22 protein-coding genes are annotated in these 23,500 nt (G+C 39.1%); 16 read left to right on the top strand and 6 right to left on the bottom strand.

What is annotated here, in order from left to right:
• Nucleotides 1-499: 499 nt before the first annotated feature.
• Nucleotides 500-1,753: a prohead core protein gene (locus NQ782_RS07865; RefSeq protein ID WP_209045876.1), complete on the bottom strand. Its 1,254-nt coding sequence runs from the start codon at nt 1,751-1,753 to the stop codon at nt 500-502.
• Between the two features lie 359 nt (nt 1,754-2,112).
• Nucleotides 2,113-2,328, bottom strand: coding sequence for a hypothetical protein (locus tag NQ782_RS07860; RefSeq protein ID WP_001995220.1), 216 nt, complete (start codon nt 2,326-2,328; stop codon nt 2,113-2,115).
• Between the two features lie 540 nt (nt 2,329-2,868).
• Here NQ782_RS07860 and NQ782_RS07855 point away from each other — a divergent pair.
• The 8 genes from NQ782_RS07855 to NQ782_RS07820 all read left to right on the top strand — a co-directional run bounded on the left by NQ782_RS07855 (nt 2,869) and on the right by NQ782_RS07820 (nt 7,344).
• On the top strand, nt 2,869-3,129 hold the full coding sequence (locus tag NQ782_RS07855; protein ID WP_000790979.1) for a hypothetical protein: 261 nt from the start codon (nt 2,869-2,871) through the stop codon (nt 3,127-3,129).
• Nucleotides 3,130-3,233: 104 nt separating this feature from the next.
• Nucleotides 3,234-3,383, top strand: coding sequence for a hypothetical protein (locus NQ782_RS07850; RefSeq protein ID WP_002017940.1), 150 nt, complete (start codon nt 3,234-3,236; stop codon nt 3,381-3,383).
• Nucleotides 3,384-3,396: 13 nt separating this feature from the next.
• Nucleotides 3,397-4,422 carry a DnaJ family molecular chaperone gene (locus NQ782_RS07845; protein ID WP_057094333.1) on the top strand — a complete coding sequence of 342 codons (1,026 nt, stop codon included), beginning with the start codon at nt 3,397-3,399 and terminating at the stop codon, nt 4,420-4,422.
• 51 nt (nt 4,423-4,473) lie between these two features.
• Nucleotides 4,474-4,722 (top strand): hypothetical protein, encoded by a 249-nt coding sequence (locus NQ782_RS07840; RefSeq protein ID WP_000405166.1) that lies wholly within the window; start codon nt 4,474-4,476, stop codon nt 4,720-4,722.
• 92 nt (nt 4,723-4,814) lie between these two features.
• The gene (locus NQ782_RS07835; RefSeq protein ID WP_001991904.1) at nt 4,815-5,426 is read left to right on the top strand and encodes a hypothetical protein; all 612 of its coding nucleotides are present in this window, start codon (nt 4,815-4,817) and stop codon (nt 5,424-5,426) included.
• 26 nt (nt 5,427-5,452) lie between these two features.
• Nucleotides 5,453-5,866, top strand: a complete 414-nt coding sequence (locus tag NQ782_RS07830) for a hypothetical protein (protein WP_000732630.1) — start codon at nt 5,453-5,455, stop codon at nt 5,864-5,866.
• A 79-nt stretch (nt 5,867-5,945) separates the two neighbouring features.
• Entirely contained in the window at nt 5,946-6,239 is a 294-nt protein-coding gene (locus tag NQ782_RS07825; RefSeq protein WP_005116050.1) for a hypothetical protein, read from the top strand.
• A gap of 55 nt (nt 6,240-6,294) precedes the next feature.
• Complete coding sequence (locus NQ782_RS07820) at nt 6,295-7,344, top strand: DUF932 domain-containing protein (protein ID WP_000930100.1); 1,050 nt, start codon at nt 6,295-6,297, stop codon at nt 7,342-7,344.
• Nucleotides 7,345-7,544: 200 nt separating this feature from the next.
• Here the strand turns inward: NQ782_RS07820 and NQ782_RS07815 are convergent, their stop codons facing one another.
• The gene (locus NQ782_RS07815) at nt 7,545-8,426 is read right to left on the bottom strand and encodes a copper resistance D family protein (RefSeq protein ID WP_086230938.1); all 882 of its coding nucleotides are present in this window, start codon (nt 8,424-8,426) and stop codon (nt 7,545-7,547) included.
• 66 nt (nt 8,427-8,492) lie between these two features.
• Nucleotides 8,493-8,873: a copper resistance protein CopC gene (locus tag NQ782_RS07810; protein WP_000689220.1), complete on the bottom strand. Its 381-nt coding sequence runs from the start codon at nt 8,871-8,873 to the stop codon at nt 8,493-8,495.
• A gap of 283 nt (nt 8,874-9,156) precedes the next feature.
• On the opposite strand from NQ782_RS07810, the gene NQ782_RS07805 reads away from it, so the two are divergent.
• On the top strand, nt 9,157-11,502 hold the full coding sequence (locus NQ782_RS07805; RefSeq protein WP_000349575.1) for a heavy metal translocating P-type ATPase: 2,346 nt from the start codon (nt 9,157-9,159) through the stop codon (nt 11,500-11,502).
• 77 nt (nt 11,503-11,579) lie between these two features.
• Here the strand turns inward: NQ782_RS07805 and NQ782_RS07800 are convergent, their stop codons facing one another.
• Entirely contained in the window at nt 11,580-12,956 is a 1,377-nt protein-coding gene (locus NQ782_RS07800; protein ID WP_000149046.1) for a heavy metal sensor histidine kinase, read from the bottom strand.
• Nucleotides 12,946-13,629 (bottom strand): heavy metal response regulator transcription factor, encoded by a 684-nt coding sequence (locus tag NQ782_RS07795; RefSeq protein ID WP_001221580.1) that lies wholly within the window; start codon nt 13,627-13,629, stop codon nt 12,946-12,948. Before NQ782_RS07795 ends, NQ782_RS07800 begins: the two co-directional genes overlap by 11 nt.
• Nucleotides 13,630-13,778: 149 nt before the next feature.
• On the opposite strand from NQ782_RS07795, the gene NQ782_RS07790 reads away from it, so the two are divergent.
• The 7 genes from NQ782_RS07790 (at nt 13,779) to NQ782_RS07760 (ending at nt 23,498) form a co-directional block, all read left to right on the top strand.
• Nucleotides 13,779-14,168, top strand: coding sequence for a hypothetical protein (locus NQ782_RS07790; RefSeq protein ID WP_057094178.1), 390 nt, complete (start codon nt 13,779-13,781; stop codon nt 14,166-14,168).
• An 83-nt stretch (nt 14,169-14,251) separates the two neighbouring features.
• Nucleotides 14,252-16,069: a copper resistance system multicopper oxidase gene (locus tag NQ782_RS07785; RefSeq protein WP_079281618.1), complete on the top strand. Its 1,818-nt coding sequence runs from the start codon at nt 14,252-14,254 to the stop codon at nt 16,067-16,069.
• Nucleotides 16,056-16,958, top strand: coding sequence for a copper resistance protein B (locus NQ782_RS07780; RefSeq protein WP_032028810.1), 903 nt, complete (start codon nt 16,056-16,058; stop codon nt 16,956-16,958). The genes NQ782_RS07785 and NQ782_RS07780 overlap by 14 nt, the downstream gene beginning before the upstream one ends.
• Before the next feature lie 45 nt (nt 16,959-17,003).
• Nucleotides 17,004-17,465, top strand: a complete 462-nt coding sequence (locus NQ782_RS07775) for a hypothetical protein (protein ID WP_000771473.1) — start codon at nt 17,004-17,006, stop codon at nt 17,463-17,465.
• A gap of 77 nt (nt 17,466-17,542) precedes the next feature.
• Nucleotides 17,543-18,847, top strand: coding sequence for a TolC family protein (locus NQ782_RS07770; RefSeq protein ID WP_057093056.1), 1,305 nt, complete (start codon nt 17,543-17,545; stop codon nt 18,845-18,847).
• Nucleotides 18,847-20,337 (top strand): efflux RND transporter periplasmic adaptor subunit, encoded by a 1,491-nt coding sequence (locus tag NQ782_RS07765; RefSeq protein WP_000945698.1) that lies wholly within the window; start codon nt 18,847-18,849, stop codon nt 20,335-20,337. Before NQ782_RS07770 ends, NQ782_RS07765 begins: the two co-directional genes overlap by 1 nt.
• A 14-nt stretch (nt 20,338-20,351) precedes the next feature.
• On the top strand, nt 20,352-23,498 hold the full coding sequence (locus NQ782_RS07760) for an efflux RND transporter permease subunit (protein WP_000561666.1): 3,147 nt from the start codon (nt 20,352-20,354) through the stop codon (nt 23,496-23,498).
• Nucleotides 23,499-23,500 lie beyond the last annotated feature (2 nt).

Here is a 23,500-nt window from a genome sequence, read left to right as displayed (position 1 = left end):
AGATTAATTACATATATCTAATATTACTTATTACAATTGTATTTAAACCGAAAAGCCGATTGCACTTTACTCCGAGAATGCTCTACCAAAAAATGACGGTAATACGAGGACTTTTTAAAAGTTGCGATGTCCTGAGTTACGCAGCATTTAAATGGTTTCGTTGAGCGATTCTTGGGTTGATCCACAACTGTAAATTGCTAAGCTTCCAATTGAATGTATTTCTCAATTTGATCTGTTGCAGGCTTCGGGTTAAGCTGTTCATATTGTTTCCTTATGTATCAAGTTTTGTATGCTTTATTGCATAAGGAAAATTCTAGAAAAAAATTGACCACCCCAAAAAAACTGCGGGGAATTTATATATAAGTTGTTGATATTTTAATTTTTTTTAAGGTTTTTAAAAAATGAAATTTTATAGTATTTTTATATTCTTCTAAGAAAAAGAGCATATCAATCTAGATATAACATGCTCTTATAAAATTATATTAATGATAAGATTTTTTTATTTATTTGAGGTGGTAGACTTCTTTCTTACAAAAGCTTCGAGTAATTTGTATAAGTCAGGTCTATCTTCTTTTAACCATTTTTTATCAGACTTTAGATTTACAGTCTTATATTCTTTTTTCTTCATATGAGGATTTAATAATTCCATTCTCTCTTTTTCATCTTTTGTTGGTGGAATAAGAGTCAACATATTATTTTTTAATTGAGTTAATTTAGAACTCTTTTTTAGATAATAAGTTCTCATCTCTTCAAAACGTTCGGTAGGATAACCCATAAAAGAAATAAGAGGCTGATCACGTTTCTGAGCTTCTATCCGTTTAATTTTTTTATCATCTTTGTCTTTGTCTTTGTCTTTGTCTTTGTCTTTGTCTTTGTCTTTGTCTTTGTCTTTGTCTTTGTCTTTGTCGTCACCTTCATATTCGATTTTGACTGTAGATAAATCATTTCGGGTGGCAAAAAGGTAATACTCGGCTTCTTCTTTTTTTAGTAGGCAATGTTCTATTTCAGAATTGTATTCTTGAACGAGTTCCTCTGGAATTTGTGAGAGGGCTTGCTCTTCAATTGCCCCTAAAACCATATCCATACTTGAATAAGTTTTTTTATCCTCGGTAATAAAACGTTGAACAATTGATAAATAAATTTCTTTTATTCTATGGGATTGTTTATGGCTGTTCCGTGCTAACTGAGATTGCCTAATTTGTTTATAAATATCTTCTGGTAGTGTATAGACATAAAAGGAGCAATCATGGTGTTCGGAGTAGAGGCGAAATGCTTCGTTAAAATGTTTTTCAGCTTGTTTTTCTTTTTCTTTAAAAATTCTGACTTTGATAGTTGATACTATGTTTTTAAAATCACGAATTTCATTCGCGATTTCACCATAGTGTCGGGCAAGTCGGTCTTGTTCAGGGATATAAATGTGAGTTTTAGATTTTCCTCGAAGTAATGGTGGAGGTAATCTCCATGCCTGTTGACGGAGTGCGTATTGCTCTGGTGATTCTTTTAATAAGCCTTGATCAAGCTGTTCATAAAACCACTTTCGGTCATTCTCCGTTATTTCTTCACTTACAGACTCTATTTGTTCAGGTAGATAAGCTTTGTATTGTTCGGCATAGGCAGATGGAGAACCATAAGGGAATTTATGTCTTCTAATAATATGTTCTTCAAGTTGGTCAATTAGGCCAGTAAGTTTTTTGAGGTTTTCAGTAGAGGAGGTTTCTTTTTTAGCCTTAGCATTTTTATTAGCAGTTGCCATGTACTCAAGTTCGCTTATTCATTTTAAAGAAGTGTAAATATTATAATTCGTAACTGCTTAAAATTTAATAATGATTTAGCCTAACTTGCAAAAGAGTTTTAGATACTGGGGTAGGATGTTAGCTCTTAAATCAACACTCTATTTATGTACCGACTTGTGATGATTCTGTACCGACTTGCGATGTTTTGGGTGAAAAGTAGTCAAAATTAGGTTTTAGCTTTGATTTGTAATTGTTGGGTTAAAATCGTAATAGGGTGATGCATTTTAGCGGATTATAAACCTATTATGGATTGAAGCAAGTGCTAGAAAATCACTCATTACTGGTTGTTAATAGTAGGTCTGTGTATTACTAAAAGGTCTCAATAGCGTTTCATCAATTGCAATGCAAGATTGTAGGCTACGGTTGTAGAAATTGATTCTGCTACAAAGAACTCTTGGGGCGGTGTGAAGTCTAAAGTCTGTTTACGATAATGCGTCTGTTTTCCTGTCTGTTTGTCTTTAAAAATAAACTCATCGTGTGCATGAGAATATTCCTGTCCATACAGAGGGCCGCCAAGACATTTTAACCGAAGCACCGAATCATCCTTCATTTTGCGCAATGGTTAGTTTAATAACTTAATCTAATGAAAAACAATAACAATCACTTGACGACTTAGTCGATAGATGATTGACACCTTAAATATTGCGCATTATCCTTTGCTTGCTGGCCTACATTGCCAGCCGGCTTTGACAGGCCGAATAGTAAAGTGCATTGAAAACTTGTTTTTCGATGTAGGTACACCCGTCCCCCTTTTTTGTTGCGGTAGGACGGAAGGGGGACGCCTTGTGCGTGCTGGTTCTTTACTATCAGTCTGTCAACCCACTTTCGTTCTGCCACCATAATTCTAAATTAATGCTTTGGCAGAACTCCCAATATAAAGGAGTTGGCTATGCATATTCTTTTTACACTTCCCGACTAGTTTTAATAGGGTTTGATGAACTTCTGGTTTATCAAGCTTTAGCTTTTTTCGTCTAAAAATTTAACTTAATAAAAATGTCATGTGGGCTATACCGTGGCAGGGCTTTGTGTTGCCTAAAAAAGCCTAAGTTGCATGACCATATCACTGGATATAACGATGAAAAATAAAATTCTGATGGGTGTAGTGGGTGTCAGTATTCTGATTCTAAATGGTTGTTCTTCCCAGTTTGAAAAGGGTGTGAAGCAGGGCTGTTACAACATGGGCGGCAGTCGCAGCTATTGCTCCTGTGTCTATGACAAAGTGGAAGAACATTATGGTCGCAAAGTCATGCGCCAGATTGAACGTATGAGCTATATCCCGAATGACTTAGACAGTGTGATGTATCAGTCAGGTCAGCAGTGCGTACATAAACTTTAACAATACATATTTAAAGCTTTAAGCAAATCATTAAATCACTCATTTCCTGTTGCCTGTTCGGGCAACGGGAAGGGTTTATGCAACTCAATTTAGGAATAATGATTATGAAACATCCATTTTTTACGTTCTATTTTACGATTGTCATAGGTTACTGGTTGTATTGCATTTGGGAATATCCGGGGCATTACTCAGGCGCTTATCTACTCGGTCGTGCTCTGGTCTGGCCTTTTATATTTATACGCTGGTTTTTCTAGGGGGCGTATGGTGATGAGTATAAAGGAAAGAATCCAGCAGAGTCAGTGGGTGCCCTTATTGAGGAGTAGCGACAACATTTATTTTGCACCAGTCATTCCCAATAAAAAGTTACAAGGTGCTATGACATATTTACCTTATGCTGTGGGCCCTAATGATGTACTGATGCTGATTGACGACACAGTATTTGGCAGCGCCAAGGTCGGGATGTGCGTAACGGAAAAGGGGCTCTTCTATAAAGCTAGCTTTGAAGATGAGCAGACTTATCTGTTCGAACATATCCAGCAGTTAGAAGCTGAAATTGGAATGATCACCAGTTCGATTTTAATCAATGGTCATGATGAACTGAACTTTAGCCAACTGGATAAGAGTGTGATTCGTGCTTTGGTGGCATTCTTAAATGAATGTTGTCAGGGACTACACGGAAGACAGGACGATAGGCAAATGAGTATCAAGATTGAGGCCGAGATGCAGATCATGATTGATCTGTTTGCCTACTTCATTACCTTTAGTGTGGGGCAATGGAATACCCGATCGAAAGAAGCGGTATCCGATCATTTTACTAAACTGAATGATAAGGCAGTGCATCAGTATATCGAACAACTCCTGAATAAACAGACGCTCTTTGATTATGAAGACTTATTACATCGTCTGGCAGACCTTAAAGATAAGCTTGCCTATAACTTCCGTAGAGAGATGATTGAGCAACTGGTCTATGCCATGGCACTCGGTCAAGTTGAGCAGAATCAAGCTGATCTTTTCATGACTCATTTATGCCGTGTATCTAATGTCTCAAGGGCAGTCTTTCCTGATCTCGTCAAAATTGTCTATCAATGTATGGCAGGTGAGATGAACGAGAAAAAAGTTTCTGATCTGACCGAGGAACAATTAGAGGCCTGCAAACTTCTTGAGCTTCAGCCTGAACTATTGAGTGAGCAATCACTTCAAGTTGCTTACCGAAAAAAGATGGCAGATTTCCACCCCGATAAATACCAGACCTTACCCGAGTCAGTCCGTCAGTTGATTGAGCAACAGGCATAACAACTCAATCAGGCCAGAGGCGTATTAAAAGCCTATTTGGGAGTGTAGTCGATGGAGATTAATCCGCAACGGCTCAAACGGCGCTGGAAATGGTATGCCGCTTATATAGGTTTTTTTATTCTGTCATTCACTTTGTTTTATGCCTATGACCATGCTCAGGATGAACAAACCGAGCAGATGCTGGAAGACGTTAAAAGCCAATCAGTTACTGCTGATGATAACACTGTAATCAGTATTCAAAGTGGAGAGGAAGTCCCTGCTTTTAATCAAGCTAACCTTAATCAGGAAAACCATAAATAAAGAAATTTTAAATACATATTACCCAAATGAGAGAGCGGAAGAATTGCTCTCATTAATTAAACAAATTCATGAAGCCGAAAGGGGGAAGCATGATGACAACACAAACTAAGAATATCCAGATTTTTATTATTGGTGTTTTATCTACACTAGTTGTGGTACTTGCAGGATGGGTCGGCTATGACAAGTTTTTAAAGCCTAAATCAGAAAAAAAGGTAATGGCATCTGTTTCTGAACCCGCTGCCTCTGAACCTGTAATTCAGGCTAGCAGTGAACCTGTATTAGAAATACAGGCAAAAGAAGCAGATCCTACTCAAAAAACAGAGGAGGGTTCTAAGGGCAAATATCTAGGGAATGGACTTTATACCTCTGATATGAATAGTGGTAAATGTTTGGATTCTGCCAAAGTAACCTGTGGTTTGTTTGAAGTGAACCAACTCCCTAAAGAATGGCAAGATACTCTGGAAAAAACTTGGGAGAATAATACCGACTATTGGTTCTCTATTACTGATGGAAATAAGGTGACTTCAATTCCATCCAACTGGACAGGTTGGCAAGTAATGAAATATGGTCCAGAACAGAAATATGTTTTAGCAATATTCTACAGTGCGTATACGAATACTGGTGAATGTCTACTCATGCAAAACATGTTCGATATTAAAACGAAACAGACCATCGACAGTGTTGAACTTACCTGTACTTTGTAAACCATTAAGAAATAGAGATCGATCAAATGAAAAAACTATTTCTAGGTATAGGTTTAGCATTCGTAAGTATTTCAACTTATGCATTGGATCTTAAACCCCATGAAATACCTGCTTATTTAATAGAACAGGTGGGTTATTCTGGACCAGTGACGTGTACTTATAAGACTGTTTTAGTTAATGGAACCCGAAGAACATTTAAAGCGTCAATGTTTAATGAGTGTGAACAGATTTTAGCCATAGGTAGTGTAGGTACAAGCTCTTACAACACCGTGGCGCGGATTCCCTATACGACCTCACGTACTTTTGTGACTTTCATTGGTGTAAAACCTCGAAAAATGGGACGTATTTATATACTCGGTCGAAGTGATCCATGTGATCCGGGTTTAAATCACGTTCCACAAGCTGTTGCTGACTGTAAAAATAAACAGCGTGGCAAGTAAATTAGAAAATTGAACCCAGACAAAAAGAGCCTGCAAATTCGCAGGCTCTTTTTATGTCCGCTTTTTAAGGAGAAAGCACATGCTCCAGTGTCCTTACTGTCATTCATTACACATCATATTACTCCGCCAGACTGAGCCCAGTTCAGGGGTGTTTGCAAAGCTTTCATCATTCTCACCCATGTCTCTGGCATCCGCCTGTATGCAATTGTCAAAACGAAGCTCTGTTCATCCTTTGGTAGGCGGTTTTATTGGCTTGGTTATCGGTGGAATGTTTCTGCTCTACGTACAGCATCAAGACAATATGGTGACACTGTATTACCAGTGTGAGCAATGTCTGGAACATTTTGAAATCCAGCAATCAGGATTTGCTTAATTCACATCGTTTATAACTTTCAAAATATTTAAATATCACTTAAAGGAAATTAATCGTGGCACATCACGTGGAAACAATGGCTTTTGTAGGTCAAACCCCATGGCATGGTCTGGGAAATCAGCTCCCTCAAAATCAGCCGATAGAAATCTGGGCACAGCAAGCTGGTATGGACTGGCGAATAGAATCATCCAATGTCAGCTATATGGCAAAGAATGAACGAGGACAAAATATTCTGATGCCTTATGAAGAGCAACGAGTACTTTATCGTTCAGATACTCATGCACCATTGTCTGTAGTGAGTCAGCGTTACCAAGAAGTACAACCCAAAGAAATTCTAGAATTTTACCGTGACCTTACCGAGCAATCGGGATTTGAACTGGAAACAGCGGGGGTACTTAAAGGGGGGCGTAAGTTCTGGGCATTGGCAAGAACGGGGCAATCGGCAGCGTTGAAAAGTAAGGATGTCAGTAATGGTTACATTTTGTTGGCAACTGCTTGTGATGGTACGTTGGCAACCACAGCGCAATTTACTTCGATTCGTGTGGTGTGTAGCAACACCTTAGCGATTGCCTTACGTGGGCAGAATAGCAGTGTTGGTGTAGTGAAAGTTCCGCACAGTACCAAGTTTGATGCAGAAAAGATTAAACAGCAATTGGGTATTTCAGTGCGTGCATGGGACGAGCACATGTATGAAATGAAGCAACTGAGCCAGCGTAAAGTCACCCAGCAAGAAGCGGCAGCTTACTTTGATGCAGTGTTTAATAACACGAACCTGAACATTGCCGAACAGGATGAAAGTATCATTCAGTTCTACCGTAATGTAGCTACCCCTAAACAAGTCTATTCAACCAAAGCTGATAATAAAACCGAACCGAATGGACGTGCTATGTCTAAGGTCATGACCATGTTTAACGGGCATGGTCGTGGGGCTGAGTTAGCTTCAGCTAAAGATACGGCTTATGGGCTGCTTTGTAGTATTACCGAGTTTGTCGATCACGAGCGAAGGGCCATTTCATCGGACTACAGGATGGATTCAGCATGGTTTGGGGCTGGAGCCAATCTTAAACAACGTGGGTTGGAACAAGCATTAAGAATGGTGTCTTAAATAAGGCCGCTAAATTCTAATATATTTCTAAAAAGTTTTTTACCACGTCTTTAAGACGTGGTCCTTTTATGCAGCTAAATTTAATTTTTTAAAAAATCAAAAAAGTTACGTATATATGTGGTTTTTGAGAAATTAGGAGTGACATCTATATGAAAATTAATAGGTTATTTTTAACTATGAAAGCATTGCTACTACTCCAATTACTCAATGCCGACTACAGTTGTAATATATCCAGTCGTTAAAAGGATCATTAGGCCTAATGACATTTCAAATAAAATGGCATAACCCAACTGTCTAGCAAATTTCGGATCTTGTAAGCGAGGGGTAAAATACCATTTGTTAAAGGCAGCTAATAATAAAATGCTTAGAACAAATGCGATCTTAATAATAAAACCATGTCCATAAGGAGTATTTAGTAGAGTATTAAAATCTTTAATGAGTAACAGCGCAATACTGGCACCACAAGCGAGTAGTATTCCTACAACAAATGCTGCGATTCTTCCAAATAAATGCATGCGATCTTTTAATGGAAGACCAGTAATTTTTTTAGTTGTTCTCCATAAAGGGAAAAGTGATCCCATCCATAAGGACATTACAAGTACATGTATTGATAATAAGAATTGAGCGAATAAAGGTAAATTCGTAACATGGCCTAGTTGTGAAAAACTAAAAACTATGGGGATGAGCAGGATGGTAAAAATTGTCCCTTCTACTTTGGAAATCTGGATAGTCCCTTTACTAAGCTTTACGAGCATAAATAACAGTAAAAGTGCGAAGCTGACTGAACGGATGATATGGATATGCCCAGTAGGTGTATTTACTAAGATATTAATGTAGTTACTGTCCCACATCCCAGAAAGACCTGTATTGGCAAAACTTCCTATAAGAACGAAGAAACCTAAAGTACTTGAAATAAAGCCTAATCCGGCACCGATAGTAATGTACTTTAGGAGAGTTTTCTTGATTTCTAAATAGCGTCCCAGTAGAAAATAGCTAAAGGCGCCCCCAACGACAAAGGCTATTCCTAAATATAAAACGACTTTAATCAGCCACGTTGCATATATCCAAGTTTCAGGATTCATATTTATTCCCCGGCGATAGTAATATGCCAGCAAGCTGCTGGCATATAGACTACTGGTGTTTTATGGTTATTTCGCTGATTTAATGGTGAAGCTATATTCACCATTCATGTTATGACCATCAGCACCCATTGTGGTCCAAACCACTGTGTACTTGCCTTTCTTAAGTTTAGGTACTGCGACTTCAAATGATTTTTTTAAATCATGAGTTACCTGGTAATTTAAAGGGATGTCTTTACGTTGAGCGTCAAGTAATTTGACATTCATTAACATGACTTCATCACCAAAATTCAGAGTTATATTTTTTGGCTGGCTTGCTACAGATGCATTAATAGCCGGAGTAGCACTTTCAAGTTTGACATGAGCAAATGCGCTTGAAGCAGCTACAACCATAGTCGCACCTACTAGTACATTACGTAGAGCCGACACTTTATTCTGGAAAATTTTCATTTCATCACCTTTTTAAAATTAGTACTTGCTAAGTAATGACCCAGTGAAATTCCTAAATTGATCGAGTTGGTCATCACTCTTTGTATGCCTATTATTTAAGAATGAGAGAAACGTCTTGATGACTCCAAAATTACATTTTTGTCATTTTTAGAATTGAAAACTCACAAGTGCTACACTGACTTTATCAAGAAAAATGTTCATTAAATATTCAAATAACCGGAAATTTATTTCTGTCCAAAGCTAATTGTTTTTTAAAAAAATTAAATATGAAGGAGGTTTATATATGGACCATCATCATGAAAAGAAAACTATAAATGAAGCATTTAAAGATCCTGTCTGTGGCATGGCTGTAACAGAAGAATCTAAATTTCATGAACAGGTTGGCAATAAGACTTTTTACTTTTGTAGTGAAAAATGTCAGATAAAATTTAAGCATGATCCTGCTTTATATATTGCTAAAGAAAATGGATCTGCTTCCGCAAATGCCTCTCTAAATAAGATGGAGGCACAGTCAAATAGTGTAAATGCAAATACCTCATCAATTTATACTTGCCCAATGCATCCGGAAATCCGGCAAAATCATCCCGGTAACTGCCCCATATGCGGTATGTCCCTGGAACCATTACTACCCAATCTAGATGAAGCTGATGATAATCCTGAACTTAAAGATTTTAAAAGAAGATTTTGGTACACCTTACCTTTAACCCTCATCGTCGTATTTTTGGCGATGTTCGGGCATCAGTTGAACTGGTTTGAAATGAAGGTGCAAAGCTGGATTGAACTTGTCCTTACTTTACCTATCGTCTTTTGGGCAGGTTGGCCATTTTTTGTTAGATGTTGGCATTCAATTTTAAATCGTAGTCCGAATATGTGGACTTTAATTGGAATTGGGACTGGAGCTGCATTTATTTATAGTGTCGTTGGGACTTTAGCCCCACAAGTTTTCCCAGCGTCTTTCATCTCTATGGGGCGTGTTGCTGTCTATTTTGAGGCAACAGCCGCAATCATTTCACTGACCTTATTAGGCCAGGTTCTTGAGTTAAAGGCACGTTCGCAAACTTCTACAGCAATAAAATCTTTACTTGGGTTGGCACCAAAAACTGCAAGAAAAATTAATAAAGATGGTACAGAGGAAGATATTCCACTTTCCCATGTCCATGTTGGAGATTTACTGAGAGTGCGGCCAGGTGAAAAAGTACCTGTTGATGGAATAATTACAGAAGGTTCTAGTTCTATTGATGAGTCGATGTTAACGGGAGAGCCGGTTCCGGTAACAAAACGTATAGGTGACCAAGTCATAGGTGCGACAATGAATATGAACGGTTCATTAGTGATGCGCTCGGAAAAGGTCGGCTCTTCAACAGTACTTTCACAGATAGTTCAAATGGTGGCACAAGCTCAGCGTTCTAAAGCCCCTATGCAAAGAATGGCAGATCAGGTAGCCGGCTGGTTTGTGCTGGTGGTGATCGGTATATCTATCCTTACCTTTTTTGGTTGGGGAATATTTGGACCAGAACCAAGTTGGGTATACGGACTAATCAATGCTGTCGCAGTTTTAATTATTGCTTGCCCGTGTGCTTTAGGATTGGCTACACCCATGTCAATCATGGTCGCAACAGGTCGTGGTGCATCCAATGGCGTACTCTTCCGTGATGCCGCAGCAATAGAAAATTTACGTAAGATTGATACATTAATTATTGATAAAACAGGCACCTTAACAGAAGGCCGCCCCTCGTTTGATAAGGTCATTGCTTTATCCGGATATGAAGAGAATGAAGTTCTCAGATTAGCTGCCAGCTTGGATCAAGGTAGTGAACATCCCTTGGCGGATGCAATTGTACGGGCTGCCCGTGAAAGAAATCTTGTACTAACAACACCAACATCTTTCGAGTCAGGTTCCGGAATTGGTGTGAAGGGCGAGTTAGACGGGCAACAATTAGCATTAGGCAATACAGCCCTAATGGAACAACTCGGCATATCAGTTGATACATATATCCCTCAAGCGGAGCAATTAAGAGCAGAAGGTGCAAGTGTTATGCATTTGGCTGTTGATGGGAAGCTCGTAGGGTTATTGGCTGTTTCAGATCCAATCAAAGCGAGTACACCTGAGGCTGTGCATGCTCTGAAGAATTCTGGTTTAAGAATTATAATGGCCACAGGAGATGGTTTAACTACTGCAAAATCAGTTGGTGCTAGATTAGGTATTGATGAAGTTTATGGAGAAGTTAAACCGGCAGATAAACTGGAACTGGTTAATAAATTACAAAACGAAGGAAGAATGGTTGCAATGGCAGGTGATGGCATTAATGATGCCCCAGCTTTAGCTCAAGCAGATATTGGTATTGCAATGGGAACAGGAACAGATGTGGCCATGAATAGTGCTCAAGTCACTTTAATCAAAGGTGATTTACGGGGTATAGAGATCGCTCGTTCCCTGTCAGAGGCCACTATTAAAAATATGAGGCAAAACCTAATGTTTGCATTTCTTTATAATGCTTTAGGCATCCCTTTAGCTGCGGGTATTTTATATCCATTTACCGGTTGGCTACTTTCTCCTATGATCGCAGCTTTAGCAATGAGCCTAAGTTCAGCATCGGTTATTGGTAATGCTTTAAGATTACGTAGTTAAGAAAGGATCATTCTCTGACTACTCATAATTTTTTAGATACAGATATGAGTAGTCAGTTATTTTTTATTCACAAGCATTTATTTTTTAAAAATTATTTTAAAAGCTATCCGACCGTTGTTATAGTCCGCTTGAATCGTTGCACCATGTACATCAAGAATTGACTTGGTAATTGCTAGACCTAAACCTGTGCCTTCCTCAACTCTTTGTCTGGACGCATCCGTACGGTAAAAACGGTCAAATAACCGATTCAGCTGCTCAGATGTTATTGGTGAGCTTTCATTTTCGATTGTAAATATAGTGGTATCAATATTTTGTCGGCAGTTAATCTTAATTACTGTATCAGGTTTGCCATATTTGATCGCATTTGATAGTAAATTACTCAGTGCACGACGTAACATTGAAGGATCGCCTTTAACATATCCTTGTCCACTTTGTTCTAGAGACATTCCCTTTTCAGCAGCGATAGCATCATAAAAGTCAAATAGAGCAGAAATTTCTTGTACCAGGTTGACCTGTTGCAGGTTTGGTAAGTGTAGGCCATGCTCTGCCTTTGCAAGAAATAACATATCTGAAACCATTCGAGCCAAACGTTCAAACTCTTCCAGATTAGAAAAGAGGACTTCCTGATAAGTATTAATATCCCGACTACGAGATAAACATACTTGAGTCTGAGTCATTAAATTATTAATTGGCGTTCTTATTTCATGGGCAAGATCAGATGAAAAATCTGAGAGTTTTTCTACAGCAGTTTCTAATCGATCTAGCATATCGTTAAAGGCTATGGCTAATGATTTTAGTTCAGTAGGAGTGTTATCGACCGCTAACCGTTCAGATAGATGCTGAGCTGAAATACCTTCTGCAACTTTTGCCATTTTCTGAACTGGACGTAAGCCTCTCCATGCGGCAAACCAACCTAAAAACATTAAACAAATTGTGCCCACCACTCCGATATATAACAATTGTCGTCTAAAGTCGTTTAAAAAATGTTGATGTTCGGAGGTATCGATTCCAACAATAATCTGAGCAGTTGGAACACTCATATTTTTATCAAACGACTTTTTATAAACTAAACCACGATAGGTTTTATTTTGAATTTCCCACTCTATCCAAGGGATATGTTTAGACTTTACTAATGTTTGAGCCTTTATAACGGCAGGTGCTGAACTAAAAATGATTTGGCCAGTTGGGCGTTCAATCTGGACAATTAGGTCATGATGGCCAACTAAAGCATCTTTTAAATATATCTTTAATTCATCAGTATTTTTCGGATTCTGTTCCAGTAAATTTTCTAAAAGCTGAATTTTCCCTTCTAGCTGAGTACGGTCCTGAGTTTCGAAATGATGCATAACAAGCTGATGAATGACCAGCCCCATAATCATTAAGATAATAATGGTAGATAACGAGAAGATGAGTGCAATACGGAAACTGATCGCATTAAACAGTTTATGAGTCATCTTCTACCTCTAAGACATACCCCATTCCGCGGATGTTTTGAATCAACTTGGGACTGAAATTACTATCTATTTTATTTCTTAGACGTTTGATAGCGACTTCTACAACGTTGGTATCACTATCAAAATTCATATCCCATATTTGAGAAGCAATGAGAGCACGAGGCAGAATCTCGCCACGTCTACGCATGAATAATTCCATCAATGCGAACTCTTTAGCTGTAAGGTCAATTCTTTGTCCAGCACGTGTGACGCGACGTTTACGAAGATCAAGTTCAAGATCAGCAATCGTAATAATATTGCTATCTTCCTTTTGTTGACCGCGACGAAGTAAGGTTTTAATTCGGGCAAGAAGTTCTGCAAAAGCAAAAGGCTTAACCAGATAATCATCAGCTCCTAATTCCAGGCCTTTAACTCTATCTTCAATTTGATCACGAGCTGAGAGAAAAAGGATAGGCATAGTTTTTCCACTTTTGCGAATATCATTAATGATATTCCAGCCATCTAACTTCGGTAACATTACATCTAGTATGATTAGATCGTATTCTTCAGAAAGAGCTTGATGTTTACCTGATAAGCCATCTGTAACCCAGTCTGTAATATATCCTGCCTCAGAAAGACCTTGCTTTAGATAATCACCAGTTTTTTGTTCATCTTCAACTAGTAAGATTCTCATTTATTAAGCCCCGTATCGCATATTAAGACCATAATAACGTTATAAATACACGATGCGATGTAGATTACAAAAATGTCATTTTCAAGTCACATAGATGTCCGGTTCCAACCTATAAGTTAGTTATATAAAATTTATTTTTGGAGCAATCAATGAAAACTCTATTCCGTCGTAGCTTAACTGCTTTTATGTGTGTTGGGACTTTAATTGCTGGAAGCCAATCTTGGGCTGCTGATGCTCAACAGAAAAATACTTTAAGTACAGAAGTTAAAGTAAATGCAAAAGCACAAGAGAAATGCAAAAAGCCTTGTGATATGAAAGATGGTAAGGAAAATCAACAGAACCATAGTCAGCATGATCACAGCCAAATGTCTGATATGTCCCAAATGGACCATTCTAAGATGAAAGACATGGACCATTCTAAGATGACGGATATGGACCATTCTAAGATGACGGATATGGACCATTCTAAGATGATGGACATGGACCATTCTAAGATGATGGACATGGACCATTCTAAAATGAATATGCCAAATAAATAATTAATACGTGAAATAAGATATTGAGGGAAAAGTATTTTATCCACCTGCTTAGCCCTCAATTAACTATAGATAGGTGAAAATAAATGTCTAGAAAATTAAGTCATGTCCTTTTAATAGGAGTCGGATTGTTTTCGTCGACTTGGGTTATGGCAGCGGTTAAAGAATATGATTTAACAATTGCTGAACAGACGGTGAATATTACAGGAAAGCCTCTAAAACGAATTACTGTAAATGGTAAGTTTGTTGCGCCTCTTCTTGAGTTTGAGGAAGGCGATGATGCCGTTATTCGTGTACACAACAAGTTGAAAAACCAAGATTCTTCTATTCATTGGCATGGTTTAATTTTACCTGGCATCATGGATGGAGTACCGGGGTTCAACCAGTTTGATGGTATTGCACCAAATAAAACCTATGAATATAAATTCAAGGTTCGTCAGAATGGAACCTATTGGTATCACTCGCATAGTAAAGGTCAAGAGCAAGATGGTCTATATGGCCCTTTAGTCATTTATCCCAAAAATAAAGTTCCTTTAACGGCCGGAGAAAAAGCTGATAGAGATTACGTAGTCTTACTCTCTGATTTTCACAATTCTACTAGTGGTCAGATTATGAGTAATCTCAAGAAAGAAGCTGATTACTACCAGAATCGAAGAGAAACAGTTTTTGATGTTTTTAGGCAGATTAAAAGAGATGGTTTAAAAGCAACATGGAAAGATCGTTCCATGTGGAATCAGATGCGAATGCTTAAGACAGATATGTCTGATGTAACAAACTATACGTTTTTAATGAATGGTAAGACTCCAGAACAAAATTGGACTGGAAACTTTAAAGCTGGAGAAAAAGTACGTCTCCGGTTTATCAATGCCTCGGCAATGTCTTTGTTCGATGTAAGAATTCCTAATCTGAAAATGACAGTAGTCAGCGCGGATGGACAGCCAGTCAAACCCGTGCCAGTGGATGAGTTCCGGATAGGAACAGCGGAGACTTACGATGTTATCGTAGAACCGAAACAGGCAAATTATCAGATTGAAGCTGAATCTATTGACCGAAGTGGTTTTTCTATCGGTACATTACATGACGAAAATACTTCACCTGTAAAAAGTATTGTCATGCCGACACCTCGTCCCCGTGCTTTACTGACAATGGAAGATATGGGAATGAATCATGACATGTCTTCAATGAAAGGTATGGATCATGACATGTCTTCAATGAAAGGTATGGACCATGACATGTCTTCAATGAAAGGTATGGATCATGACATGTCTTCAATGAAGGGTATGGATCATGACATGTCTTCAATGAAGGGTATGGATCATGACATGTCTTCAAAAACAATGAGCTCTTCTGGATCAGATGAAGTGGTTTACGGATGGGCGAATGCCTCAACCCCAGCTGGACTAAAAGCACTTCAATATAGTGATCTACAATCTTTAACCCCTCAAAAAGATACCCGTGCTCCAGAACGTGAAATTGAAATCCGCTTAGGTGGAAATATGGAGCGCTATATTTGGACAATTAATGGTAAGAAGTTTAATGAAACTGAACCATTTAAAGTGAAATATGGTGAGCGTATACGCTTGAAATTTGTTAACGATAGTATGATGGCTCATCCGATGCATTTACACGGCATGTTTATGCAACTGGAAAATGGCCAAGATCCAAGTAATATGCCGAATAAACATACGGTTATTGTTCCACCAGGTAAGACAGTTACAACTTTATTAACGGCTGATGAGTTAGGTGAATGGGCTATTCATTGCCATTTGCTCTATCACATGTCTGCTGGAATGATGAATAAACTTATTGTGGCAAATGTCGATAGTAATAGTACTGATTCGAAAGATGTTGTTGCTCAACCTAATACTAATGATAAGGGGGTAAATCAACATGCGCACCACTAAAAAAATATATTCTAAGACACTATTATCAATAGCTTTAATTGGATTATCAGGTCTAGCTTTTGCAAATGATACGGATGTTCAAAGCATGGATAATAGTACTAAATCCTCTCAGTCCGAGAGTATGAAAATGCTATTAAAAGAGCCTGGTGGGCTAAGTTATGTTGATCGTAATACTTACCAAACAGGTCTTGAAGCTGAAATTGAAACATCCAATAGCCGAAATCATGATAAGCATCTGAAAGAACATGGTGGACAAGTTTTTCAAACAACTAAATTTGAGAATGAGTGGACTGTGGATGAAGATGGTAAAGGTACTTTAGGATCGAAAATTGAAACATTGATAGGCACAGATGAAAATCGCCTATTTATTGAAGCAAATCTGGATAAAGCAGAAAGTCATGATCCAAAATATGATGTGTCAGCACTTTATAGCCGTAATGTAGCACCCTTCTGGGATGTACAGGCTGGGGTGAGATACAGTGAAGATAAAAATAACAGCAACAGTGATCGGGTTGATGGTGTTATTGGTGTATTGGGATTAGCTCCCTATTTCTTTGAAACTCAAGCTTATTTGTACGGTGGTGATAATAATTTCTGGGGGGCAAGCTTAGAAGTCGAACGTGATTTCTTGTTAACCCAGAAATTGATCACACAACCTTATCTCGAAGTAGATGCTGTATTTAGCGATGACTCTAACTATGCTGCAAAATCAGGTTTATCTGAGTTAAAAACTGGTATCAAAACCCGGTATGAGATCACTAAAAGAATCCGACCTTTCATTGATGTGGCCTACCAATATGAAAAAGGACAAAAAGCAACTAACGTGCAAGAAGCAACTGAGTCCGAAAAAGGATGGAAATATGGTGCAGGCATCGAATTGGTATTTTAAAATACTATAACTTGAAATCATGAATAGTAGTTTCGGCTACTATTCATGAAATTGTTGCTATTACGATTCAATTCTGTAAAACTAAAAAAGCTTAAAATTTGGTCTATGTCTATGCAGTGGTTAAAAACATGCCTATCGCTGTTTTTATCGTTTGCTATCCTGTTAGTAGGATCGGCTGCTGTTGCCTCGTCTGTACATAAACGATGTTTAATGCCATCTGAACAGATGCAATCCATGCAAATGGAAGAGTCGAAAAATCAGAATATGATGCATACTGATTGTATGAAAGGAGAAGCAAAGTCCAAAAAAACTCTGCATGATCCATCCTGTCTGTCTGAACAAGATTGCATTATGTCTTTTACCAAGCTTGTATATGCTAATGACGTTCAGGGTATTTTGCACTCAATGGTTTCCTTTCCTATAGAGCGCTCAGCTTTTTACTCTTTAGATCAAAATCTTCCTTCTCCATACCCTTCGGGTTTATGGAAGCCTCCACGCTCTAACTAATTTGATAGTCCTCTATCATTCATAGAATTTTCTATGAATGTTCTGCGCGTGCGCGTAAACATTTTAGAGCAAAAAATATGAATATTTATAAAGAAAAGCAATCTCATCGTAAGAGATGGCCAATAGCTACTATCTGTTTCTGTCTGGTCTATGGTCAGGCTTATGCTGAGCCATTAACTTTGAATACAGCTATGAAGCTTGCTGAGCAATATGCACCTACCCTAAGAGCAAATAGTGCAAGGATTGAAGGGGCTGAAAATATGGTTTCAGCTTCAGGTATTTTACCCAACCCTAAATTATTTGTAGGTTTAGATAATTACCCTGTATCCGGCGATGCCGCATGGTCAGTCACACGCGAAGGTATGACTATGCAAAAAATTGGCGTGATGCAAGATTTTCCAAATCGTGCCAAAAGACAAGCTGAGGTCGATTTAGCAAAAGCTGAACTAGGTTCGGCCAATGCTCAAACTGAGATTCTGCGTATTGAGGTACGTCAGAAAGTCGCATCTGCTTGGCTTAAGCGCTTTTATCTTGAACGTAAATTAGCACTATATGATGAACTGTTTTCAGAGAATCGATTACTTTCTCAAATTACTCAAACACAGGTCATCTCTGGTCGTACAATCATTGCCGATGCACTTGATCCAAGACAAGAAGCCACGGTATTGCTTGACCAGAAGGATGATTTACTTCGTGATTTAAATAAAGCCAAGTTAGAGTTGCATCGGTTAGTCAGTGCAGAACCTACTGAAAATCTCTCTCAAATTGAAACCTTACCTGACCAAGCACCATCTATCTACCTTGATACATCAAAGCTATATCATCATTTGCATCAACATCCTGAATTAAAAGCATTTCAGGCAGAAAAGCAAACTGCTGAAGCAAAACTGAAGCAAGCTCAGGCTTTACAGAAACCAGATTGGGGTATTGAACTTGCTTATCAGCATCAAGCACCCGAATTTGGCGATATGATCGGGGTGCAACTAACAATAGAGCTTCCTGTCTTTTCAAAAAGACGTAGTAGTCCACTCATTCAGGCAGCTTTAGCCGAACAAAACAGGATTACCGCCGATCAAGAAGTCCAATACCGTGACCATCTCACTATGCTAGATGATGGGTTATCCGATCTTGATGCACTTGATCAGCAAATTAGACGTGCGATGCAAACAAGTATTCCACTCGCTAAACAAAAAGTGGGTTTACAGTTGGCAAGCTATCAAGCAGGTAAAAGTAATTTGTCTAATGTTATTGCTGCTCGACAAGCTCTTTTAGAACAGCGTTTGCGTCTCATTGATCTCCAACAGCAACAGGCTGTGACTAAAGCCCAACTTTATTATGCCTTTGAAGAACCGACCTTAAACCATGTTGAGGGGCAGCCATAATGTTAAGAAATAAATTAGCAGTTACTGTCATGGGCGTTGCGGTAATTAGTCTGGCTGCGGGTGGTGGTGCTGGATACTGGATTGCACATCAGAAATACAATCCTCAATCAGGTCCGCAACAGGCTGCCAAAGTGTTGTATTGGTACGACCCAATGAAGCCTGAACAGCATTTTGATAAACCGGGGAAATCGCCATTTATGGACATGCAACTGGTTCCTAAATATGCAGATGAAAATACTACGATGACTGAAGACAGTTATCCTGCGGTTAAGATTGATCCATCCCTCCAACAAAATTTAGCAATTCGTTATGCTTCAGTCGAACAAGCTGTGATGGGAAATACTTTGTTAACCAATGGTATATTGCAGACCAATGAACGACAGGTAGCTATTTTACAAACAAGAGCAAGTGGTTTCGTCCAACGAGTGTACGGACATGCTGTTGGGGATATGGTGACGCAAGGCAGTCCCATAGCTGATATTTCAATACCTGAATGGACAGGAGAACAAACTGAATTTCTAGCTGTACTCCGAACAAGAGATCGTTCTCTTATTCAGGCAAGCCGACAACGTTTACAGCTTTTAGGAATCCCACAAAATGTGATTAATCAAGTCGAGCGGACACATCGAGTGCAATCCAATATGACTTTAAGTGCACCTGTAAGTGGATTTATTGATTCGTTAGAAGTCCGCAATGGAATGGCTTTAGCTATGGGGCAAACGCTTGTCACCATCAAGGGGATAAGCCCAATCTGGTTAGAAGCATCTGTTCCAGAAGCACAAATTGCCGGGATAAAACGGGGAATGAAAGTTGAAGCTACTTTTGTTGCATATCCTCAAATAGTGTCCGGTAAAGTCATTGATATTTTACCAACTTTGGATAGCACGAGTAGAACCATAAAAGTTCGTATTGAGTTGCCCAATAGAGAGGGATTGCTCAAGCCGGGAATGTTTGCTTCCGTTAAATTCTCCAACAACCCACAAAGCAATTTAGTTATACCAGAGCAAGCTGTTATACGTACAGGTACTCGGAACGTTGTCATTGTGGGACATGAGCAAGGGCGTTTTGAACCTGTTGTAGTACAGTTAGGTCAAAGTGATGGCAATAAAATTGCAATTCTAAAAGGGTTGAAAGCTGGTCAGAAGGTGGTAATTTCAGGGCAATTCCTGATTGATTCTGAAGCAAATTTACAAGGTGTATTGGATAAGCTGAACACTGGACAATCGAAGACTTCATCTCAAGTGGTTAAGACATCAATATATCAAGGCATTGGTAAAGTTGAAAAAGTCACAGCTCAAGACATTACCATTTCACATCAGGCGATTCCTGAGTTGGGTTGGGGGGCTATGACTATGAGCTTTAAACAACCAGTGCAACCATTTACCCAAATTCAGCAAGGCGATCAGGTCCGTTTTAGTTTTACACATGCTAGAGATACTTACGTTATTTCTGACATTTCCAAGATGTCTATGACATCTATGAAGAACTAAACGGGAGGACGATTATGATTGCCCGTATTATTCGTTTTTCAATTGCAAATCGTGTATTTGTCCTGTTGGCCGCTTTAATTCTGGCTGCTTGGGGAACTTGGGCCGTAAAGAATACTCCGGTCGATGCATTACCAGATTTGTCTGATGTACAAGTAATTATTCGAACTAATTTTTCTGGTCAGGCACCACAAATTGTTGAAAATCAGGTGACCTACCCTTTAACAACAACCATGTTATCGGTGCCCGGTGTTAAAACTGTTCGCGGTTATTCTTTTTTTGGTGACTCATTTGTTTATGTCATCTTTGATGAACATACTGACCTTTACTGGGCCCGTTCTCGTGTATTGGAGTATCTAAATCAAATTCAAGGGAAAATGCCTGCAAATGCGAAATCTTCATTGGGACCAGATGCCACTGGCGTTGGTTGGGTTTATGAATATGCATTAGTAGACCCAACAGGACAGCATGATCTTTCGGAGCTGAGAAGCATACAAGACTGGTTTTTAAAGTATGAACTGAAGACATTACCTAACGTGGCTGAAGTTGCCACAATTGGGGGAATGGTTAAGCAATATCAGGTTGTCTTAGACCCAAGCAAGATGGCTACTTTAGGTGTCACACAAAACAATGTCATTGAGGCGATTCAAAAAGCTAATCAGGAAACTGGTGGTTCAGTTCTGGAAATGGCTGAAACGGAATATATGGTGCGGGCTTCTGGTTATTTAAAAACTTTAGATGATTTTCGCCAAATTCCTTTACGAACAAATAGTTTCGGTGTTCCTGTTTCTTTAGGTGATGTTGCAACTATTCAACTTGGTCCAGAAATGCGTCGTGGCATCAGTGAATTGAATGGGCAAGGTGAAACGGTTGGGGGTGTCGTGATTTTACGAGCAGGTAAAAATGCACGTGAAACGATTACTGCTGTGAAAGCGAAGCTAGCTGAATTACAACAAAGTCTACCGAAAGGTGTACAAGTTGTTCCTGTATATGATCGCAGTCAATTGATTGATAGAGCAGTAGAAAATCTCAGCCATAAATTAATTGAAGAGTTTATTGTGGTGGCTTTAGTCTGTGGACTATTCCTCTGGCATTTACGTTCAGCAATGGTGGCTATTGTTTCTTTGCCGCTTGGGATTTTATCTGCTTTCTTGGTGATGCATTATCAAGGGCTAAATGCCAATATCATGTCGTTGGGTGGTATTGCTATCGCGATTGGCGCTATGGTCGATGCCGCAATTGTAATGGTTGAAAATGCACATAAGCATATCGAAACTTGGCAACACGAACATCCTGAGCAAGTCTTGGAAGCACAAGTCCGTTGGAACATCATTACACGTTCTGCCAGTGAGGTCGGGCCAACTTTATTTTTCTGTCTACTCATCATTACCTTATCCTTCATTCCTATTTTTACTTTACAGGCACAAGAAGGTCGCTTGTTCTCACCACTGGCATTTACTAAAACCTATGCAATGGCAGCAGCAGCAGGTTTATCCATTACCTTGATTCCCGTTTTAATGGGTTATTGGATTCGAGGGAAATTACCTTCTGAACAGCGTAATCCACTGAACCGTTTTCTGATCAAAATATACAGCCCTATGTTGGATAAGGTTTTAGCTCATCCAAAGACAATTTTACTTGGTGCATTGCTAATTTTCCTTATTAGTCTTTTCCCTTTAACACGGTTAGGTGGGGAGTTTCTACCCAATATGGATGAAGGTGATTTACTGTATATGCCTTCAGCTTTACCGGGATTGTCCGCAGCAAAAGCTTCTGAGCTACTCCAACAGACTGATCGAATGATTAAAACCGTTCCTGAAGTTGCAACAGTATTCGGTAAAGCTGGTCGCGCAGAGTCAGCCACAGATTCTGCACCATTAGAAATGTTTGAAACCACGATTCAGTTCAAACCACGGTCTGAATGGCGTTCAGGTATGACACCTGACAAATTGATAAAAGAACTAGATAAGGCAGTCCAAGTACCGGGTTTAACAAACATTTGGGTGCCACCTATCCGTAACCGGATTGATATGTTGGCAACTGGGGTGAAAAGTCCAATCGGGATTAAGGTTTCAGCAAATGATCTGCAAGATATTGATCGGGTAGCACAGCAAATTGAACAAGTGGCTAAACAGGTGCCCGGTGTTAGTTCAGCTTTAGCTGAACGGCTCACAGGTGGTCGATATGTTGATGTTGATATTAACCGTATGCAGGCTGCGCGATATGGTCTCAATATTAAAGATGTACAGCAAATCGTCTCATCAGCGATTGGCGGGGAAAATATTGGTGAAACTGTTGAAGGCTTGGCACGGTATCCCATTAATGTACGTTACCCACGAGAGATTCGAGATTCACTGGAAGCCTTAAGAAATTTACCGATTCTAACTGAATCTGGTCAACAAATAGTCTTGAGTAGTGTTGCTAATATTCAAATTACAGATGGGCCGCCAATGCTTAAAAGTGAGAATGCCCGTCCAAGTGGTTGGATCTATGTCGATGTACAAGGACGTGACTTAGCTTCGGTTGTACAAGATTTGAAGCAGGCCATAGACCAAAAAGTAAAACGTTCTTCTGCCATGAGCATTAGCTATTCAGGACAGTTTGAGTTCATGGAGCGTGCGAATGCTCGCTTAAAAGTTGTTATTCCAATTACTTTGATGATCATTTTTCTATTGCTCTATTTGATTTTTAGGCAAGTACAAGATGCTGTTCTGATTATGGCAACACTACCTTTTGCCTTGATTGGTGGTATTTGGGCTATGTACTTGAGTGATTATCACTTTTCGGTTGCGATTGCTGTTGGTTTTATTGCACTTGCTGGTGTTGCCGCAGAGTTTGGTGTAGTCATGTTGTTCTATTTAAAGCAAGCAATTGAGCATGCACAGCAAAGCCTATCTTCTTCAACGGCATCCTTAACAGAGCAACAACTCAATAAGGCAATTCATACAGGAGCCGTGCTACGTGTTCGCCCTAAAGCAATGACAGTCGCTGTCATTTTGGCGGGGTTAATCCCTATTCTGTTGGGGACTGGAACAGGTTCTGAATTAATGAGTCGTATTGCTTTACCTATGGTTGGGGGGATGATTTCAGCCCCTCTCTTATCTATGTTTGTTATCCCTGCGGCATATCAGCTTTTAATCAAAAGAAAACTATCAAAGAATTGATC

The sequence above is a fragment of the Acinetobacter sp. BD54 genome (genome assembly GCF_044778325.1).
Taxonomy (GTDB): Bacteria; Pseudomonadota; Gammaproteobacteria; order Pseudomonadales; family Moraxellaceae; genus Acinetobacter; species Acinetobacter baumannii.
This window is presented reverse-complemented; position numbering and strand designations above follow the sequence as displayed.

Bases quoted from the DNA above. Each gene is read 5' to 3' on its own strand.
- NQ782_RS07850 (WP_002017940.1), top strand. From the start codon at position 3,234: ATGAAACATCCATTTTTTACGTTCTATTTTACGATTGTCATAGGTTAC.
- NQ782_RS07805 (WP_000349575.1), top strand. From the start codon at position 9,157: ATGGACCATCATCATGAAAAGAAAACTATAAATGAAGCATTTAAAGAT.
- NQ782_RS07800 (WP_000149046.1), bottom strand. From the start codon at position 12,956: ATGACTCATAAACTGTTTAATGCGATCAGTTTCCGTATTGCACTCATC.
- NQ782_RS07775 (WP_000771473.1), top strand. From the start codon at position 17,004: ATGAAATTGTTGCTATTACGATTCAATTCTGTAAAACTAAAAAAGCTT.
- NQ782_RS07830 (WP_000732630.1), top strand. From the start codon at position 5,453: ATGAAAAAACTATTTCTAGGTATAGGTTTAGCATTCGTAAGTATTTCA.
- NQ782_RS07790 (WP_057094178.1), top strand. From the start codon at position 13,779: ATGAAAACTCTATTCCGTCGTAGCTTAACTGCTTTTATGTGTGTTGGG.
- NQ782_RS07785 (WP_079281618.1), top strand. From the start codon at position 14,252: ATGTCTAGAAAATTAAGTCATGTCCTTTTAATAGGAGTCGGATTGTTT.
- NQ782_RS07780 (WP_032028810.1), top strand. From the start codon at position 16,056: ATGCGCACCACTAAAAAAATATATTCTAAGACACTATTATCAATAGCT.
- NQ782_RS07855 (WP_000790979.1), top strand. From the start codon at position 2,869: ATGAAAAATAAAATTCTGATGGGTGTAGTGGGTGTCAGTATTCTGATT.
- NQ782_RS07810 (WP_000689220.1), bottom strand. From the start codon at position 8,873: ATGAAAATTTTCCAGAATAAAGTGTCGGCTCTACGTAATGTACTAGTA.
- NQ782_RS07835 (WP_001991904.1), top strand. From the start codon at position 4,815: ATGACAACACAAACTAAGAATATCCAGATTTTTATTATTGGTGTTTTA.
- NQ782_RS07845 (WP_057094333.1), top strand. From the start codon at position 3,397: ATGAGTATAAAGGAAAGAATCCAGCAGAGTCAGTGGGTGCCCTTATTG.
- NQ782_RS07825 (WP_005116050.1), top strand. From the start codon at position 5,946: ATGCTCCAGTGTCCTTACTGTCATTCATTACACATCATATTACTCCGC.
- NQ782_RS07840 (WP_000405166.1), top strand. From the start codon at position 4,474: ATGGAGATTAATCCGCAACGGCTCAAACGGCGCTGGAAATGGTATGCC.
- NQ782_RS07765 (WP_000945698.1), top strand. From the start codon at position 18,847: ATGTTAAGAAATAAATTAGCAGTTACTGTCATGGGCGTTGCGGTAATT.
- NQ782_RS07795 (WP_001221580.1), bottom strand. From the start codon at position 13,629: ATGAGAATCTTACTAGTTGAAGATGAACAAAAAACTGGTGATTATCTA.
- NQ782_RS07865 (WP_209045876.1), bottom strand. From the start codon at position 1,753: ATGGCAACTGCTAATAAAAATGCTAAGGCTAAAAAAGAAACCTCCTCT.
- NQ782_RS07770 (WP_057093056.1), top strand. From the start codon at position 17,543: ATGAATATTTATAAAGAAAAGCAATCTCATCGTAAGAGATGGCCAATA.
- NQ782_RS07760 (WP_000561666.1), top strand. From the start codon at position 20,352: ATGATTGCCCGTATTATTCGTTTTTCAATTGCAAATCGTGTATTTGTC.
- NQ782_RS07815 (WP_086230938.1), bottom strand. From the start codon at position 8,426: ATGAATCCTGAAACTTGGATATATGCAACGTGGCTGATTAAAGTCGTT.